We start from the raw sequence: 15,793 nt of genomic DNA, 5'->3' as shown, positions 1-15,793 counted from the left end.
CTCAAGAATATATCGCAAGCTTTTGAAAACTGGAAGTATTTAAAAGCGAGAATTTATTTCTTGAGTACCACCAGAACATCTTCGAGCTCGGCGATCATCTGGCGGATCATTTGCTTGTATTGGGTGGTGTCGTCTTTGGCTTCATCACCGGACAAACGCAGGCGCGCTCCGCCGATGGTGAACCCCTGATCGTAAAGGAGCGCGCGGATCTGCCGGATCATCAGCACGTCCTGGCGCTGATAATACCGGCGGTTTCCGCGGCGTTTGACAGGGTTGAGTTGAGGAAACTCCTGCTCCCAGTAGCGCAGCACGTGTGGTTTTACCGCACACAGCTCGCTGACTTCACCAATGGTGAAGTAGCGTTTGCCCGGGATGACGGGGAGTTCGTCGTTATGACTTGGTTCCAGCATAAGCCTCAACTCGGGCCTTCAACTTCTGCCCTGGACGAAAGGTGACCACACGGCGAGCCGTGATCGGGATTTCTTCCCCCGTTTTCGGATTGCGGCCAGGCCGCTGGCGTTTGTCCCGAAGGTCGAAATTGCCGAAACCGGACAATTTGACTTGTTCGTTGTCTTCGAGAGCGTGCCTGATTTCTTCAAAAAACAGTTCGACCAATTCCTTGGCCTCCCGTTTGTTCAGGCCCAGCTCTTCATACAGACGTTCCGCCATCTCAGCTTTCGTCAGAGCCCCCATACGTCACTTCCTTAACGTGGCGTTCAACCTTTGTTCGAGCGAGGTGAGGATGTTTTGCGTTGCGGTATTCACCTCATCGTCATTAAGAGTGCGCGATGGATGCTGCCAGGTCAAGCCGACTGCGAGGCTTTTTCTATCAGGATCAATGCCTTTACCCTGATACACGTCAAATAGCCTGAGGTCTGTCAGCCATTCGCCTGCATTTTCACGGATTACATCCAGTACAGCCGTGGCTGCAACGTCTTTGTGAGCAATCAGCGCAAGGTCACGACGCACTTCAGGAAAGCGCGATAACTCGTGGAATTTTGGCATTTTGCCCGACGCCACTTCCGCCAGAACCAACTCGAAGACGAAGACCGGACGGTCGAGACCGAGGGTTTTCGACAATTCAGGGTGGATAGCTCCAATGAAGCCGACCAGACGACCGTCACGTTCGATGCGCGCGGTTTGACCCGGGTGCAGCGCTGGGTGCTTGCCTGGCACGAAAGTGAACGAATCCAGGGCACCGGCAAAACCCAGCACCGCTTCCACGTCTGCCTTGACGTCAAAGAAGTCGACGGTATCGCGACCCTGCGCCCAGCCTTCCGGCAGGCGACTACCGCAAACGACACCCGCCAACATCGGCTCTTGCTTCAGACCTTCAAGCTGGCCAACGAAACGCAGGCCGCTTTCGAACAGACGCACGCGATCCTGCTGACGGTTCAGGTTGTGCTGAAGCGCCTTGACCAGACCCGGCCACAGCGACGAACGCATGGCAGCCATGTCATTGGAGATCGGATTGGCCAGCAGCAACGGCTCCACACCCGGATTAAACAGTTCGAACTGTTTCGGATCGATGAAGCTATAGGTAATTGCTTCCTGATATCCACGGGCAACCAGCAGGCGCCGCAGTTCAGGCAGGTCGCTACGGGCTTCTGCCTTGGCTTGCGGCGCCAGACGCGCTTGCGGATAACGAACCGGCAAACGGTTGTAGCCATACAGGCGTGCCAGTTCTTCGATCAGGTCTACTTCCAGGCTGATATCGAAGCGATGGCTTGGAACTTCTACACGCCACTGCCCTGCCCCATCGGCAGTAATGGTCAGGCCCAAGGCGTTGAGCAGACGCTCCACCTCGGCCGAATCCATTTCCATACCCAGCATCTGGGTAATACGCTGGGCACGCAGGGTGATCGGAGCAATTTTCGGCAGGTGCTGTTCGCTGACGGTCTCGATGATCGGACCCGCTTCACCACCGGTGATTTCCAGCAGCAAACCAGTCGCGCGCTCCATGGCTTCGCGGGCCAGCTGCCAGTCCACGCCACGCTCATAGCGATGGGATGCATCGGTGTGCAGGCCATAGGAACGGGCCTTGCCTGCAACGGCGATCTGGTCGAAGAAGGCGCTTTCCAGGAACACATCACGTGTGGTCGCGGAAACACCGCTGTGCTCGCCACCCATGACGCCGGCAATTGCCAGTGCGCGGGAGTGGTCGGCAATCACCAGCGTATCGCTACGCAGGCTGACTTCCTGGCCGTCGAGCAGCACCAGCTTCTCGCCCTCTTCAGCCATGCGCACACGGATGCCACCGTTGATTTCAGCGAGATCGAAGGCGTGCAGCGGCTGACCCAGTTCCAGCATCACATAGTTGGTGATGTCGACGGCAGCGTCGATGCTGCGCACGTCGGCACGACGCAGACGCTCGACCATCCACAGCGGCGTTGCTTTGGACAGGTCGACGTTACGGATCACACGCCCCAGGTAACGTGGGCACGCGGCGGGCGCCAGCACTTCTACCGAGCGCACTTCGTCGTGGGCGGCAGGAACCGAAGCCACCACCGGACGGACCACCGCAGCGGCGTACAGGGCACCCACTTCACGGGCCAGACCGGCCAGGGACAGGCAGTCACCACGGTTCGGGGTCAGATCGACCTCGATACTGGCGTCTTCCAGGTCCAGGTAAACGCGGAAATCCTCGCCCACCGGCGCATCGGCCGGCAGCTCCATCAGACCGTCATTACCTTCACCGACCTGCAGCTCGGTTTGCGAGCACAGCATGCCGTTGGACTCGACGCCACGCAGCTTGGCTTTCTTGATCTTGAAGTCGCCTGGCAGCTCGGCGCCGATCATGGCGAAAGGAATCTTCAGGCCCGGGCGCACATTTGGCGCACCGCAAACAACCTGGAAGGTTTCCGAACCGTTGCTGACCTGGCACACGCGCAGTTTGTCGGCGTCCGGGTGCTGCTCGGTGCTCAGCACCTCGCCAACGACCACGCCACTGAAAACACCGGCGGCCGGCGTAACGCTATCGACCTCAAGACCGGCCATCGACAGACGAGCAACCAGCTCGTCGCGACTTACCTGCGGGCTAACCCAGCCACGCAGCCATTGTTCACTGAATTTCATCCTGCTCTCCTAAGAATTCGTTACGACTAGCGAAATTGCGCGAGGAACCGCAAGTCGTTGTCGAAGAACAGACGCAAGTCGTTCACGCCGTAACGCAGCATGGCCAGACGCTCTACGCCCATGCCGAAGGCAAAGCCCGAGAACTCTTCCGGGTCGATCCCGGACATGCGCAGCACGTTCGGGTGAACCATGCCGCAACCCATCACTTCCAGCCAGCCGGTCTGCTTGCAGACGCGGCAGCCTTTACCGCTGCACATCACGCATTCCATGTCGACTTCAGCGGACGGCTCGGTGAACGGGAAGTACGAAGGACGGAAACGCACCGCCAGTTCCTTTTCGAAGAACACCCGCAGGAACTCTTCGATGGTGCCTTTGAGGTCGGCGAAATTGATGTCGCGATCGATCAGCAGGCCTTCGACCTGGTGGAACATCGGCGAGTGGGTGATATCGGAGTCGCTGCGGTATACACGGCCTGGGCAGACGATGCGGATCGGCGGCTGTTTCGACTCCATGGTGCGGACCTGTACCGGCGAGGTATGGGTGCGCAACAACATGTTCGCATTGAAATAGAAGGTGTCATGCATCGACCGGGCCGGGTGGTGGCCGGGGATGTTGAGCGCTTCGAAGTTGTGATAGTCGTCTTCGACCTCAGGGCCTTCGGCGATGCCGTAGCCAATACGGGTGAAGAACTGTTCGACGCGTTCCAGAGTACGGGTAACCGGATGCAGACCACCGGAGGTCTGACCACGGCCAGGCAGGGTCACGTCAATGGACTCGGCGGAGAGTTTGGCAGCCAGATCGGCTTCTTCAAACAATGCCTTGCGCGCATTAAGGACCTCTGTGACACGCTCCTTGGCAACGTTGATCAGCGCACCGACCTGCGGACGCTCTTCTGCCGGCAAATTCCCCAGGGTCTTCATCACCTGAGTCAATTCACCCTTCTTGCCAAGGTAGTGAACCCGGATTTGCTCCAGGGCATTGATATCTTCAGCGCTTTGCACAGCCTCTAGAGCTTGAGAGACGAGCGCATCCAGGTTTTCCATGTACAGACTCCAGATACAAAATAGGGGAAGAGCTTGAAGGCTCTTCCCCTATTTATGACGTTTAACACCTGACCCCACAGATGCGAGGCCGGGTGACTGTCGGGGGTACTTAAGCCAAGGTGGCTTTAGCTTTCTCGACAATCGCAGCAAACGCCGCTTTTTCGTTCACTGCCAGATCAGCCAGAACCTTACGGTCGATCTCGATGGACGCTTTTTTCAGGCCGGCGATGAAACGGCTGTAGGACAGACCGTTGATACGAGCACCAGCGTTGATACGAGCGATCCACAGAGCGCGGAACTGACGTTTTTTCTGACGACGGTCACGGTAGGCGTATTGGCCTGCCTTGATTACCGCTTGCTTGGCAACACGGAATACGCGGGAGCGTGCGCCGTAGTAGCCTTTAGCAAGTTTCAGAATTTTTTTGTGACGCTTACGGGCAATGACGCCACGCTTTACACGAGCCATGAGTTACTTCCTCTATTCTTGACTAAAATTAACGAAGGCGCAGCATGCGCTCGACTTTTGCCACGTCAGACGGATGCAGCAAGCTGCTACCGCGCAGTTGACGCTTACGCTTGGTCGACATTTTGGTCAGGATGTGGCTCTTGAAAGCGTGCTTGTGCTTGATACCGTTAGCAGTTTTCAGAAACCGCTTAGCAGCACCACTTTTGGTCTTCATTTTTGGCATGTTCGGATACTCCGCATTCAGTTGATAAACATAATCAGAAGGCCTGCCGTGCCCTGTTGATTACTTCTTCTTTTTCGGGGCGATGACCATGATCAGCTGGCGTCCTTCCATCTTAGGATGCTGTTCGACCGAACCGTACTCGAGCAAGTCACCTTCAACTCGCTTGAGGAGTTCCATCCCCAGCTCCTGGTGGGCCATCTCACGGCCGCGGAATCGCAAGGATACCTTGGCCCTGTCCCCGTCACTCAGGAAACGTACCAGGTTGCGCAGTTTTACCTGGTAATCCCCTTCCTCCGTCCCTGGACGAAACTTGATTTCTTTAACCTGAATCTGCTTCTGGTTTTTCTTGGCCGCAGCAATCTGCTTCTTCTTTTCGAAGATCGATTTGCCGTAGTCCATCAGTTTGCAAACAGGTGGTACTGCATCGGCGGAAATCTCCACCAGATCCAGCTTGGCCTCTTCAGCCTTAAGAAGCGCGTCTTCAATTGACACAATCCCGAGCTGTTCACCTTCAGCCCCAATTAACCGAACCTCGCGTGCCGAGATATTCTCGTTGATCGGGGCTTTCGGTGCAGTTCGTTTATCTTGTCTCATTTCACGCTTAATAATAATTACTCCGAATCTTGGCGACCACGCCGGGAAACCGCTTGCGCGAGGAACTCAGCGAACTGGGCGACGGGCATCGAGCCCAGGTCAGCACCTTCACGAGTACGCACAGCGACAGTCTGCATCTCGACTTCCCGATCTCCGATAACCAAGAGATAAGGAACCTTGAGCAAAGTATGCTCGCGGATTTTAAAGCCGATTTTTTCATTTCTCAAGTCAGACTTGGCACGAAATCCGCTTTCGTTGAGGGTTTTTTCAACCTCGGCGGCGAAATCAGCCTGTTTGTCAGTGATATTCATCACCACTGCCTGGGTCGGAGCAAGCCACGCCGGGAATGCACCCTCGTAGTGCTCGATCAGGATTCCGACGAAACGCTCGAAGGACCCCAGGATCGCCCGGTGCAACATCACCGGGTGCTTGCGACTGTTGTCTTCGGAGACGAATTCGGCTCCCAGACGGACCGGCAGGTTAAAATCGAGCTGCAGGGTACCACACTGCCAGACGCGACCGAGACAATCTTTCAACGAGAATTCGATCTTCGGACCGTAGAACGCACCCTCGCCCGGCTGCAGATCGTACGGCAGGCCCGCGCTATCAAGGGCTGCGGCCAGCGCAGCTTCGGCGCGATCCCAAAGCTCGTCGGAACCGACGCGTTTTTCCGGACGAGTGGACAGCTTCATCTCGACGTCTTTGAAGCCGAAATCGGCGTAAACGTCCATGGTCAGCTTGATGAACGCAGCGGATTCGGCCTGCATCTGCTCTTCGGTGCAGAAGATGTGAGCGTCGTCCTGAGTGAACGCACGCACGCGCATGATGCCGTGCAAGGCACCCGATGGCTCGTTACGGTGGCACGCACCAAACTCTGCCAGGCGCATTGGCAGTTCGCGGTAGCTTTTCAGGCCCTGGTTGAACACTTGCACGTGGCAAGGGCAGTTCATTGGCTTGATCGCGTAATCGCGGTTTTCCGACTGGGTGGTGAACATGTTGTCGGCGTAGTTGGCCCAGTGCCCGGATTTCTCCCACAGGCTGCGGTCAACGACTTGCGGCGTCTTGATTTCCAGGTAGCCATTGTCACGCTGAACCTTGCGCATGTACTGCTCGAGCACCTGGTACAAAGTCCAGCCGTTCGGATGCCAGAACACCATGCCCGGCGACTCTTCCTGGGTGTGGAACAGGCCCAGGCGCTTGCCGATCTTGCGGTGGTCGCGCTTTTCGGCTTCTTCAATGCGCTGGATGTAAGCCGCCAGTTGCTTCTTGTCCGCCCATGCGGTGCCGTAGACGCGCTGCAATTGCTCGTTCTTGGCATCGCCGCGCCAGTAGGCACCGGACAGCTTGGTCAGCTTGAAGGATTTCAGGAAGCGGGTGTTCGGCACGTGCGGACCGCGGCACATGTCGACGTATTCTTCGTGATAGTACAGGCCCATGGCCTGCTCGTTCGGCATGTCTTCGACCAGGCGCAACTTGTAGTCTTCGCCACGGGCCTTGAACACTTCGATCACTTCGGCGCGCGGAGTGACTTTCTTGATCACGTCGTAATCTTTCTCGATCAGCTGCTGCATGCGCTGTTCGATGGCCGCCAGGTCGTCCGGGGTGAAAGGACGTTCGAAGGCGATGTCGTAATAGAAACCTTCGTCGATGACCGGACCGATGACCATTTTGGCGGTCGGGTACAGCTGCTTGACCGCGTGGCCAACCAGGTGGGCGCAAGAGTGGCGAATGATCTCCAGCCCCTCTTCATCCTTTGGCGTGATGATTTGCAGCGACGCGTCGCTGTCGATGATGTCGCTGGCGTCGACCAGCTTGCCATCGACCTTGCCGGCAACGGTGGCCTTGGCCAGGCCTGCACCGATGGATGCGGCGACCTCGGCTACGGAAACCGGATGATCGAATGAACGTTGACTGCCGTCGGGAAGAGTAATAGTTGGCATGGCGCCTCCTCTCCTAGTGGTGACCCCTACCAAAGGTCACGTGGGTTGGGATGAGCCAGTACAAGATCCGGTCCAGGCCATTCAATGACGAACGCCTGCCTTACAGCGGCAGGAGCCTTGCGGCCAACCGGGAAACCGAACCAGAGTGACTGGGATTCAAATCAGGGTTAATCGTGCATCTGCCGCCATCGGGACTGAAGGTCCATCGGAGCTTGCAAACGCCCGAGCCACGCATGCTAGCACAGATGAACGGTTGCCACGGTGCGCAGGTTTTGCAGCAGGGTAAATTGGCTGTTTTTATGCCAGAGTGCTGAACTTGAAGCGCACTATCGCCCTCAGATAACAAGATATCTGACCCACAAGGAGTATCTCAGCATGCGTCTGAATCGTTTATTCGCCGTAGTCGCCCCCGTCATTCTCCTGCTGCCACTGGCCGCCCATGCAGAATGGCCAAAAGGCGAACGAGAGAAATACATGGCTCAGTGCGTTCCTGCCGCTGCCAAGAAGATTGGTACGCCGGCAGCAAAATCCCACTGCGCCTGCGGTGCCGATGCCATCAAATCGTACCCTGCCGCCGACATTCAGGCCCTGATGAACGACACGGCCAGCGACACATTGAAGCAGCAGGCACTGAGCAAAATTGCAGCCTGCAAGGCCACCAAAACAGAGCAAAAATAAGCCCGCCCCCACGCTTTCAGCCCCTGAAACACTGTTAAAAAGCCGCTGAAACAGGACCTTTCGTACAATTTATTCAGGTTTTTCAGCTTTTTTTATCGCCTTAACTTTCGGCCGAAAGCCTTATAGAACGGGGCTTTCAGCCGCTAAAGGATACAAAGAAAAAACGTCTGATTGGCAAACAGTGCGTCCGGGGGGCTCCCAAACCGAACATTTCGACTATGATACTCGGGTGTGCCCAGTTGGCCTGAGCAGCACAGTACTACTGAAAATATATGTTTCTTGGAGATACACCATGTCTAATCGCCAAACCGGCACCGTTAAATGGTTCAACGATGAAAAAGGCTTCGGCTTCATCACTCCTCAAGGTGGCGGTGACGACCTGTTCGTACACTTCAAAGCTATCGAAAGCGACGGTTTCAAAAGCCTGAAAGAAGGCCAGACTGTTTCCTTCGTGGCTGAGAAAGGCCAAAAGGGTATGCAAGCTGCTCAAGTTCGCCCAGAGTAATTTCCAGGCGCACTAAAAAAACCCCGTCCATGTGACGGGGTTTTTTATGGGTGAAACAAAAGTCGAACGATCAGCCGCAGTTGACGCGGGTCACTACCCGGCTGGCATCGGTGTTCAGGTTCAGGCGATCGGAACGGTACTCCAGCGTCACCATATCGGTTGGCAGCAGGAACCGTGCACTTTGCGCCCCGGCACGGGTACGCGCCTGCTCGAGCAGCTGCGGCGATGCCTGTTTGCCGATGGTGAACTCGGCAGCCTTTGCCTCACAGCGACTGTGACCCGTGTCAGTCGTCGCAACATCCGTTGTTGCCGACTCCGTAGAGGGAGTGCTGCAACCGGCCAGCGTGGCAACGGCCAACAAAGTACCCAATGACGCGAGCTTCCAAGGCATGAAGCCTCCTTATTCAATGATTAAGCTGAGATCGTGCGACAACCAGACTGGCGTTTGGTTTCACAGGGAGCACTGGCACCCTGCCCATGATCCGGACGAGCCGCGATTCTGCCTGAGCGTCGCCCTGCCCTTAATCACTGAATCGTGACTGAATATGAACGACGCTCAATAGACGTCGATGTAGTCGTAAGGAGGATTGGGCCAGTTCTCTTTCAAGGCATTGAAGATTTGCATGACCCAGACTTCATCGCTGGCCGCGACCCGCCCGACATAACCGGAGCCCTTGGCCCAGGTTTCGAGCCGGAACAACAACCCGTCGATATCGGTACCGCCCACGACACCCGAGGAGATGTAGGCAATGCCCCCCTTGGTGACCCGCAACTGGGTGTGCTCATCGTCACTGGCGCCGGCCAGCAACTGACGCACCGCCTCGAGGGTCAGGCCATCCGGGGAGTTCAAATCGATCTGCACAGCGCGTTCCTTGAATATTCGTCAGAGACCAAGTGTCGCACAGCCCTCCTTTCATGCCTAAGTCGACGTGTCAAAAGCCCCGCAAAATGGTTAACTCGGTACTCAGACTTCCCCGACCTCCCGAGTGCCATCATGACCACCGTAAGCATCGACGCTGCCATCAAGGCCAAGTGGCAAGACGGCCACAGCTCCTACAGCCCAAGCAGCACGGAAGAGCTCGCCATTATCGGTATCGACCTTCTGGTCAGGGACCTTGGAACCGAAGCCGCCCAATCGTTCATCGAGCAAATTTTCGAGAAACATCTATCGGACCAAAAGACCGAAGCGGTTAGTACGAGGGAGTAAAACCCGCAGGCAAGCACCTGCGGGAGACGATGCTTACTTCAGGCGGGCCAGGCGCTCGGTCAGCAGATCGAAGAAGCCCTGGGCGTCGCCGCTTTCTACCCAGAAGGCGTTCTTTGGCGCTTTCAAGCCGTCATACCAGTCGACGACGGTTTGTCCAAAGGTCGGCCCTTCGCGGCTGTCGACCACCACGTTGACCGAACGACCGCTGAACAACTGCGGCTTGAGCAGATAAGCGACAACCGTGGCGTCATGCACCGGGCCGCCCGGAAGGCCGTAGTGTTCCATGTCGCCCTTGATGTACTCATTGAGAATACTGCCCACCAGACGACTGGCGTTGTTGTTCAGCGCGGCAATCTGGTTCAGGCGCGCTTCGCTGGTAAGGATCTTGTGGGTCACATCCAGCGGCAGGTAGGTCAGCTTCACGCCACTGTTGAGCACCACTTCGGCCGCTTGCGGATCGGCGAACAGGTTGAACTCGGCCACCGGCGTGATATTGCCGCCGTTGAAGTGCGCACCGCCCATGACCACCACTTCCTTGATGCCCTGAACGATACCCGGCTCCTGGATCAGTGCCAGGGCCAGGTTGGTCTGCGGGCCAAGCATGGCGATGGTAATGCTGTGGGGCTCGGCAGATTTCAGGGTGTCGATCAGATAAGTGATGGCGCTGCCCTTGGCCAGCCCCTTCCTGGGCTCATGCACGGCAATACCCGACAACCCTTCCTTGCCATGAATGTCCTCGGCGTAGATGGGTGTGCGCATCAGGGGCCTGGGCGCCCCCGCATAGACCGGCACCTCTTCGCGCCCCGCCCACTCCCGGGCCAGCCGCGCATTGCGTGAGGTCTTGTCCAGGCGAACGTTGCCGGCAACGGTGGTCAATGCCCGGACATTCAGTACGTCCGGCGACGCCAGGGCGAACAACAGGGCAACGACGTCGTCAGCCCCCGGATCGGTGTCGATGATCAGGTCGATCTTTGGTGCCGCCTGGGCGTTGGTTGCGGTCGTCAGGGTCAAAAGCAGCAGGCTCCGGAGCAGTGGGTGCAGTTACTGAGCATAGCGATGCGGGGCGCACGCCTTGTGCCAGGGACATCAAAACGCGGACAGCCAGTCAAAACGTAACGCCGGCGACCAGCACAATGTTGCAGTACGGCTGGCATTCGCCTGTACGAACAATCGCCCTGGCTTGTCGGCTCAGGACCTTGAATTGTTCATGGGTGAGCAACTCACGCCGACCCAACGCGCCTTCGCCATCCAGCGCTTCCAGCGTGACCAGGGCCGACGGCTTTTTATCGAAGATTTCCTGAGCCAGCACATGGCTTTCGACCTGCATTTCACTGAGCACGACCTTCAAGGTGCTGACAAAGTCCGGAATGCCATGGGTCAGGGCCAGGTCGATCAATTCAACGCCCGGAGGAACCGGCAGCCCCGCATCCCCGATGACGACCCTGTCGCCATGTCCCAATGAAGCGATCAGTCGCGACAGCGCAATGTTGAGCAGAGGTGTCTTTTTCATGGGGTTTTAAACGCCTGTACATCGCTCAAGGCGGGAATTGAAGGCTGCGCGCCGGCACGGGTGACCGACAGCGCCGCGGCCACCTGCCCGAAGCGGATCGCCTGCGCCTCATCGTTACCCGCCGCCAGTGCCGCAGCGAAACCGCCGACGAACGTATCGCCGGCCGCCGTGGTATCCACAGCCTTTACCACGGGCGCGGGGAAATGTTCGAAGCGTTGGCCATCGGCAAACAGCGAACCTTGCGCACCGAGAGTGATGATCACCTTGCCGGCGCCCAGGGCAATCAGGCGGGTTGCCGCGGCTTGTGCGGTGTCCAGGGAATCCACTGACAGTCCGCTCAGGGCCGACGCTTCGCTTTCGTTGGGAATCAGGTAATCGATGGACGCGTACCAGTCCGATGGCAGCGGACGGCTGGCCGGAGCCGGGTTGAGGATGACTGTCTTGCCCAGCTCGCGGCCGCGCTTGAGCGCATGGCCAACAGACGCATCAGGCACTTCCAGCTGACAGATGAGAACGTCCGCCGCACGTATCACCGAATCAAAACGGTCAATGGTTTCTGCGGTCAATGCACCGTTGGCACCGGGGACGATCACGATGGAGTTCTGACTGCTGTCGTCGACCACAATCAACGCCACGCCGCTGGAACCGTCAACGGTGCTCACCGCCCGGCAATCGATCTGCTCGGCCAACAGCGCCCCGCGCAGTGCCTCACCATAAGCGTCATTGCCCACGCAGCCGATCATCGACACCTGGGCTCCCAGCCGCGCCGCAGCCACGGCCTGATTGGCACCCTTGCCACCGGAGACGGTGGTAAACGATTGACCAATCAGCGTTTCACCGCCCTTGGGCAAGCGCGGGGCCCGGGTCACCAGGTCCATGTTCAAACTGCCAATTACCACTACTTTTGCTGACATACATTGCTACTCATCGATTCTGTTTCGGCGGCGCTTTTGATTCAGCGGCTTTCTGTTTTCAACGGCTTTTTGTTTCAACGGAATTGGGCAAACACGCTGGCCAGCGGCGCCGTCGATTCACGCATGACGATACTCGGCGTCACGATCCGCTGATCGGTCGCCAGACCCGGCGTGGCGATTCGGCGCAAAAGCACTTCGGCAGCCATTTCGCCGAGCTGCAGGATCGATTGCCCGACCGTGGTCAGCGACGGGTAGACATACCGACTCATCTGGATATCGTCGAAGCCGATCACCGACAACTCGCTCGGTACGCGAATATTGCGCTCGGCGGCGGCCCTCAGCACACCGATGCCGATCATGTCGTTGGCCGCAAAAACGGCGGTAGGCGGATTGCTTTCCAGCAGAATCGCGGCGGCGCTGTAACCGCCGGTGCTGGTGAAATCGCTTTCCAGCATGCGCCTGGGAGAGACTTCGATGCCCGCCTCCTTCAAGGCCCTGCGATAACCCGCCAGACGCATCTGCGCCACACTGGTGCTTTGCGGCCCGCTGATCGTGGCGATATCCCGGTGCCCCAACTCCAACAGGTGCCGGGTCGCCAGATACGCGCCGTATTCATGGTCGATGCGCACCAGGTCCGCATCGACACCGTCCAGTCCGCGGTCGACGATCACCATGGGCGTGCGGACGCCTTTCAGGCCTTGTGCCAGGCCACTGTCGCCGCCAGCCGAGGCGACAATCAGGCCGTCGATGCGTTTTTCCAGCAGCACACGCAGGTAGCTGCGCTGCTTGTCCGGATTGTCGTCGGAGTTGCACAGGATGACGCAGTAACCGTTTCGCTCGCAGTAATCCTCGATACCCCGGGCCAGTTCGGCGAAATACGGGTTGAGGCTGTTCGGAACCAACAGGCCGATGGTGGCCGTGGTCTTGGCCTTGAGTGAGCGGGCCACGGCGCTGGGAACGTAGTCGAGGGTCTGGATCGCCGCCTCGACCTTGATCCGCACCTCTTCACTGACCGGCCGGGTCTTGTTCACCACATGGGAAACCGTGGTGTAGGAAATGCCGGCAAGGGCTGCCACATCTTTGATAGTCGCCATGACTCAGGTCCGCCGGCTTGCGCGTTGACTGCGATAAGTATCCAGCACCACCGCCACCACGATCACCGCACCGGTAATGATGCGCTTGGTCGGTTCGGTTGCCCCGATCTGCGCCAGCCCCGCGGCCAGCACGGAAATAATCAGGACGCCAAAAAACGTGCTGATCACCGAGCCGCGCCCGCCCATCAGGCTGGTCCCGCCGATCACGACGGCCGCGATCACCTGCAATTCAAGACCGGAGCCAGCATTCGGGTCGGCGGCTTCCAGGCGAGAAATCTGGAACAACGCGGCAACGCCGGCCAGCAACCCCATCAGGCTGAAGACCAGGACCTTGTAAGGCTTCGGGTTGATCCCCGCCAGCCGCACGGCCTCTTCGTTGGTGCCGATACCGATCAGGTAGCGACCGAACACCGTCCGGGTCAACACGGCCTGAGCGACGAAAATGATCAGCAACGCAATGATGAACGACGGCGAAATGCCGAAGGCAATCGGATTGGACAACCAGGCGAACGCGTCGCCGATGTAGGCCGTACGCGAACCGGTCATCTGGTACGCCACACCGCGAGCCATTTCCAGCACGCCCAGGGACACGATGAATGATGGTATCCGCCACGCCACAGTGATCGAGCCGGTGATGGTACCGGCAAGCGCCGCGACGGCCATGCCCAGCAGCGCCGCCGGCAGCACGCCCCAGCCCCACCCAAGAATCGCCACGCTCACGGTCGAGGCCGCCAGCGCCAGCACCGAGCCTACCGACAGGTCGATGCCACCGATGATCAACACAAAGGTCATGCCGACCGCCAGCACCATCAGGTCCGGAATCTGGTTGGCCAGGGTGCTGAAAGTATCGTACGACAGGAAGTGACTGCTCAGCACCGAGAACAGCACGATCATCGCCAACAAGGCACCCGCCAGCCCCAGATAGGTGCCCAGGCCGTAGAAGTTGCCACTGCGTTTGCCGGCATAAGAAGCGGTATTCATGGAAGATCCCTAGGCGCGGCTTCAACGAGCTGCGCATCACGTTTTTGGTAGCCGGCGAAAGCAGCGGCGAGCAACTCATCCTGGGTCCAGCTGTCGCGATCGAAGGTATCGATCAGGCTTCCTGCCGACAGCACGCCGATCCGGTCGCAGATCAGCATCAGCTCGCGCAAGTCGCTGGAGACCACCACCAGCGCCTTGCCCTGGCGGGTCAATTCACCGAGCAGGTTGTAGATATCGAACTTGGCGCCGACGTCGATGCCGCGGGTCGGCTCGTCGAACAGCAACACCGAGCAATCGCGCTCCAGCCAACGGCCGATGACGACTTTCTGCTGATTGCCGCCGGACAACTCGGACACCAGTTGTGCCGGACCGGAACTGCGGATGCGCATGGCGTCAATCTGACGCTGGGCCAGGGCGCGCTCCTTATCGTTGTCGACAAAGCCCGCGCCGGAGATGCCGGGCATGTTGCCCAAGGCGATATTGGCGCCGATCGACTGCGTCAACAAAAGGCCTTCGCCCTTGCGATCTTCAGTGATCAACGCGATGCCATGCCCGACCGCATCCACTGGCGAACGCACATTGATGACCTGCGCCGGCGCCCCCAGGGCAATCGTGCCGCTGTCGGCGATATCCGCACCGAAGATCAGACGCAGCAATTCAGTGCGCCCCGCGCCGATCAAACCGGAAATCCCGAAAATCTCTCCGGCACGGACTTCGAACGACACGTCGCGAACCTTGTCGGACCGGCTCAGGCCCTTGACCGTCAACACCGGAGCGCCGATCTTGCGCGCCCCCATATCGATATGTTCGCCGAGCTCGCGGCCGACCATCAGCGTGACCAGTTGCTCGCTGTTGTAGTTGGCCATCGGCTCGACACAGACCAGGTTGCCGTCGCGCAGCACGGCAATGCGTTGCGCGACTCGCGCCAACTCTTCGAGGCGATGGGAGATGTAGATGATCGATACGCCGCGAGCCTGCAGGCGGGTGATCTGCTCGAACAGCATTTCGACTTCGCGGGCAGTGAGCATCGCGGTCGGCTCGTCGAGAATCAGCACATGACAATCGCCAATCAGGTTGCGGGCGATCTCCACCATTTGCTGGTGGCCGATGCCCAACTCGCCGACCAGGGTGTCCGGGTCGATGGCGTCTAGCCCGACATGAGCCATGGCCTCGATGGCGGCCTTGCGCAACTGCTTGCGACTGATCCAGCCGCCTTTGCTGGGCAAGTTGTCGAGAAACAGGTTTTCCGCCACCGACAGGGTCGGCAGCAGATTGAGTTCCTGCATGACCATGCGGATACCCAGCGCTTCAGCCTGAGCCCGGCTACCCGGACGGTAGTCCTGCCCCTGATACTGCATCTGGCCGGTGGTCGGCGTGACCAACCCGCCAATAATCTTCGAAAGCGTGCTTTTGCCCGCACCGTTCTCGCCGGTCAGCGCCAGCACTTCCCCGCGCATGAGCGTCAGGTCGATGCCGGCCAGGACCGGTTGGGCGTAAGTCTTGCCGATACCACTGACCGAAAGGACAGCGTTCGGAGCGCAAACTGACATAGAAACTCTCCAT

Annotated in this window: 19 protein-coding genes; 3 read left to right on the top strand and 16 right to left on the bottom strand. The window is 58.6% G+C overall.

The window, feature by feature from the left end; translation table 11 throughout:
* Positions 1–53 precede the first annotated feature (53 nt).
* From AC1Q6Y_RS17970 to thrS, 8 genes are all read right to left on the bottom strand, one after another.
* The gene (locus AC1Q6Y_RS17970) at positions 54–410 is read right to left on the bottom strand and encodes a MerR family transcriptional regulator (protein ID WP_003179985.1); all 357 of its coding nucleotides are present in this window, start codon (positions 408–410) and stop codon (positions 54–56) included.
* Positions 391–693: an integration host factor subunit alpha gene (gene ihfA / locus AC1Q6Y_RS17965; RefSeq protein ID WP_002553164.1), complete on the bottom strand. Its 303-nt coding sequence runs from the start codon at positions 691–693 to the stop codon at positions 391–393. Before ihfA ends, AC1Q6Y_RS17970 begins: the two co-directional genes overlap by 20 nt.
* Before the next feature lie 3 nt (positions 694–696).
* Positions 697–3,075, bottom strand: coding sequence for a phenylalanine--tRNA ligase subunit beta (gene pheT / locus AC1Q6Y_RS17960; protein WP_057715538.1), 2,379 nt, complete (start codon positions 3,073–3,075; stop codon positions 697–699).
* Positions 3,076–3,101: 26 nt separating this feature from the next.
* A complete protein-coding gene (pheS, locus tag AC1Q6Y_RS17955; protein ID WP_007975711.1) occupies positions 3,102–4,118 on the bottom strand; it encodes a phenylalanine--tRNA ligase subunit alpha in 1,017 nt (338 codons plus the stop codon).
* A 109-nt stretch (positions 4,119–4,227) separates the two neighbouring features.
* Positions 4,228–4,584 carry a 50S ribosomal protein L20 gene (gene rplT / locus AC1Q6Y_RS17950; RefSeq protein ID WP_007905879.1) on the bottom strand — a complete coding sequence of 119 codons (357 nt, stop codon included), beginning with the start codon at positions 4,582–4,584 and terminating at the stop codon, positions 4,228–4,230.
* A gap of 28 nt (positions 4,585–4,612) precedes the next feature.
* Entirely contained in the window at positions 4,613–4,807 is a 195-nt protein-coding gene (rpmI, locus tag AC1Q6Y_RS17945; RefSeq protein WP_002553160.1) for a 50S ribosomal protein L35, read from the bottom strand.
* 60 nt (positions 4,808–4,867) lie between these two features.
* On the bottom strand, positions 4,868–5,419 hold the full coding sequence (infC, locus tag AC1Q6Y_RS17940) for a translation initiation factor IF-3 (RefSeq protein ID WP_172435703.1): 552 nt from the start codon (positions 5,417–5,419) through the stop codon (positions 4,868–4,870).
* Positions 5,419–7,341 (bottom strand): threonine--tRNA ligase, encoded by a 1,923-nt coding sequence (thrS, locus tag AC1Q6Y_RS17935; RefSeq protein WP_090454263.1) that lies wholly within the window; start codon positions 7,339–7,341, stop codon positions 5,419–5,421. The genes infC and thrS overlap by 1 nt, the downstream gene beginning before the upstream one ends.
* A gap of 375 nt (positions 7,342–7,716) precedes the next feature.
* On the opposite strand from thrS, the gene AC1Q6Y_RS17930 reads away from it, so the two are divergent.
* Both AC1Q6Y_RS17930 and AC1Q6Y_RS17925 read left to right on the top strand, forming a co-directional pair.
* Complete coding sequence (locus AC1Q6Y_RS17930) at positions 7,717–8,019, top strand: hypothetical protein (protein ID WP_492624904.1); 303 nt, start codon at positions 7,717–7,719, stop codon at positions 8,017–8,019.
* A gap of 292 nt (positions 8,020–8,311) precedes the next feature.
* Positions 8,312–8,524, top strand: a complete 213-nt coding sequence (locus AC1Q6Y_RS17925) for a cold-shock protein (protein WP_003179963.1) — start codon at positions 8,312–8,314, stop codon at positions 8,522–8,524.
* A gap of 70 nt (positions 8,525–8,594) precedes the next feature.
* Here AC1Q6Y_RS17925 and AC1Q6Y_RS17920 read toward each other — a convergent pair whose 3' ends face one another.
* Together AC1Q6Y_RS17920 and AC1Q6Y_RS17915 are read right to left on the bottom strand one after the other, a co-directional pair.
* The gene (locus AC1Q6Y_RS17920; protein ID WP_008047240.1) at positions 8,595–8,915 is read right to left on the bottom strand and encodes an I78 family peptidase inhibitor; all 321 of its coding nucleotides are present in this window, start codon (positions 8,913–8,915) and stop codon (positions 8,595–8,597) included.
* A gap of 165 nt (positions 8,916–9,080) precedes the next feature.
* Positions 9,081–9,386 (bottom strand): hypothetical protein, encoded by a 306-nt coding sequence (locus AC1Q6Y_RS17915; protein ID WP_007975706.1) that lies wholly within the window; start codon positions 9,384–9,386, stop codon positions 9,081–9,083.
* A gap of 132 nt (positions 9,387–9,518) precedes the next feature.
* Between AC1Q6Y_RS17915 and AC1Q6Y_RS17910 the strand changes: the two genes are divergently transcribed.
* Positions 9,519–9,731, top strand: a complete 213-nt coding sequence (locus AC1Q6Y_RS17910; RefSeq protein WP_057715541.1) for a hypothetical protein — start codon at positions 9,519–9,521, stop codon at positions 9,729–9,731.
* Between the two features lie 33 nt (positions 9,732–9,764).
* Here the strand turns inward: AC1Q6Y_RS17910 and AC1Q6Y_RS17905 are convergent, their stop codons facing one another.
* The 6 genes from AC1Q6Y_RS17905 to AC1Q6Y_RS17880 form a co-directional block, all read right to left on the bottom strand.
* Positions 9,765–10,772, bottom strand: a complete 1,008-nt coding sequence (locus AC1Q6Y_RS17905; protein ID WP_492624936.1) for a nucleoside hydrolase — start codon at positions 10,770–10,772, stop codon at positions 9,765–9,767.
* A 64-nt stretch (positions 10,773–10,836) separates the two neighbouring features.
* Positions 10,837–11,241 carry a D-ribose pyranase gene (gene rbsD / locus AC1Q6Y_RS17900; RefSeq protein WP_057715542.1) on the bottom strand — a complete coding sequence of 135 codons (405 nt, stop codon included), beginning with the start codon at positions 11,239–11,241 and terminating at the stop codon, positions 10,837–10,839.
* The gene (gene rbsK, locus AC1Q6Y_RS17895; RefSeq protein ID WP_057715543.1) at positions 11,238–12,155 is read right to left on the bottom strand and encodes a ribokinase; all 918 of its coding nucleotides are present in this window, start codon (positions 12,153–12,155) and stop codon (positions 11,238–11,240) included. Before rbsK ends, rbsD begins: the two co-directional genes overlap by 4 nt.
* Positions 12,156–12,229: 74 nt before the next feature.
* Positions 12,230–13,249, bottom strand: a complete 1,020-nt coding sequence (locus AC1Q6Y_RS17890; RefSeq protein WP_492624903.1) for a LacI family DNA-binding transcriptional regulator — start codon at positions 13,247–13,249, stop codon at positions 12,230–12,232.
* Positions 13,250–13,252: 3 nt separating this feature from the next.
* Complete coding sequence (locus AC1Q6Y_RS17885; RefSeq protein ID WP_057715545.1) at positions 13,253–14,230, bottom strand: ABC transporter permease; 978 nt, start codon at positions 14,228–14,230, stop codon at positions 13,253–13,255.
* On the bottom strand, positions 14,227–15,780 hold the full coding sequence (locus AC1Q6Y_RS17880; protein ID WP_492624902.1) for a sugar ABC transporter ATP-binding protein: 1,554 nt from the start codon (positions 15,778–15,780) through the stop codon (positions 14,227–14,229). The genes AC1Q6Y_RS17885 and AC1Q6Y_RS17880 overlap by 4 nt, the downstream gene beginning before the upstream one ends.
* Positions 15,781–15,793: the final 13 nt, after the last annotated feature.

Source organism: Pseudomonas sp. GW823-FHT06E10 (genome assembly GCF_058794995.1).
Note: the sequence above shows the minus strand (reverse complement) of the source record. Positions and strands in the feature narration are given on the sequence as shown.

What these genes read in the sequence shown, in the direction of transcription:
- AC1Q6Y_RS17970 (WP_003179985.1), bottom strand. Translation starts at nt 410, where the DNA reads ATGCTGGAACCAAGTCATAACGACGAACTCCCCGTCATCCCGGGCAAA.
- ihfA (WP_002553164.1), bottom strand. Translation starts at nt 693, where the DNA reads ATGGGGGCTCTGACGAAAGCTGAGATGGCGGAACGTCTGTATGAAGAG.
- pheT (WP_057715538.1), bottom strand. Translation starts at nt 3,075, where the DNA reads ATGAAATTCAGTGAACAATGGCTGCGTGGCTGGGTTAGCCCGCAGGTA.
- pheS (WP_007975711.1), bottom strand. Translation starts at nt 4,118, where the DNA reads ATGGAAAACCTGGATGCGCTCGTCTCTCAAGCTCTAGAGGCTGTGCAA.
- rplT (WP_007905879.1), bottom strand. Translation starts at nt 4,584, where the DNA reads ATGGCTCGTGTAAAGCGTGGCGTCATTGCCCGTAAGCGTCACAAAAAA.
- rpmI (WP_002553160.1), bottom strand. Translation starts at nt 4,807, where the DNA reads ATGCCAAAAATGAAGACCAAAAGTGGTGCTGCTAAGCGGTTTCTGAAA.
- thrS (WP_090454263.1), bottom strand. Translation starts at nt 7,341, where the DNA reads ATGCCAACTATTACTCTTCCCGACGGCAGTCAACGTTCATTCGATCAT.
- AC1Q6Y_RS17930 (WP_492624904.1), top strand. Translation starts at nt 7,717, where the DNA reads ATGCGTCTGAATCGTTTATTCGCCGTAGTCGCCCCCGTCATTCTCCTG.
- AC1Q6Y_RS17925 (WP_003179963.1), top strand. Translation starts at nt 8,312, where the DNA reads ATGTCTAATCGCCAAACCGGCACCGTTAAATGGTTCAACGATGAAAAA.
- AC1Q6Y_RS17920 (WP_008047240.1), bottom strand. Translation starts at nt 8,915, where the DNA reads ATGCCTTGGAAGCTCGCGTCATTGGGTACTTTGTTGGCCGTTGCCACG.
- AC1Q6Y_RS17910 (WP_057715541.1), top strand. Translation starts at nt 9,519, where the DNA reads ATGACCACCGTAAGCATCGACGCTGCCATCAAGGCCAAGTGGCAAGAC.
- rbsD (WP_057715542.1), bottom strand. Translation starts at nt 11,241, where the DNA reads ATGAAAAAGACACCTCTGCTCAACATTGCGCTGTCGCGACTGATCGCT.
- rbsK (WP_057715543.1), bottom strand. Translation starts at nt 12,155, where the DNA reads ATGTCAGCAAAAGTAGTGGTAATTGGCAGTTTGAACATGGACCTGGTG.
- AC1Q6Y_RS17890 (WP_492624903.1), bottom strand. Translation starts at nt 13,249, where the DNA reads ATGGCGACTATCAAAGATGTGGCAGCCCTTGCCGGCATTTCCTACACC.
- AC1Q6Y_RS17885 (WP_057715545.1), bottom strand. Translation starts at nt 14,230, where the DNA reads ATGAATACCGCTTCTTATGCCGGCAAACGCAGTGGCAACTTCTACGGC.
- AC1Q6Y_RS17880 (WP_492624902.1), bottom strand. Translation starts at nt 15,780, where the DNA reads ATGTCAGTTTGCGCTCCGAACGCTGTCCTTTCGGTCAGTGGTATCGGC.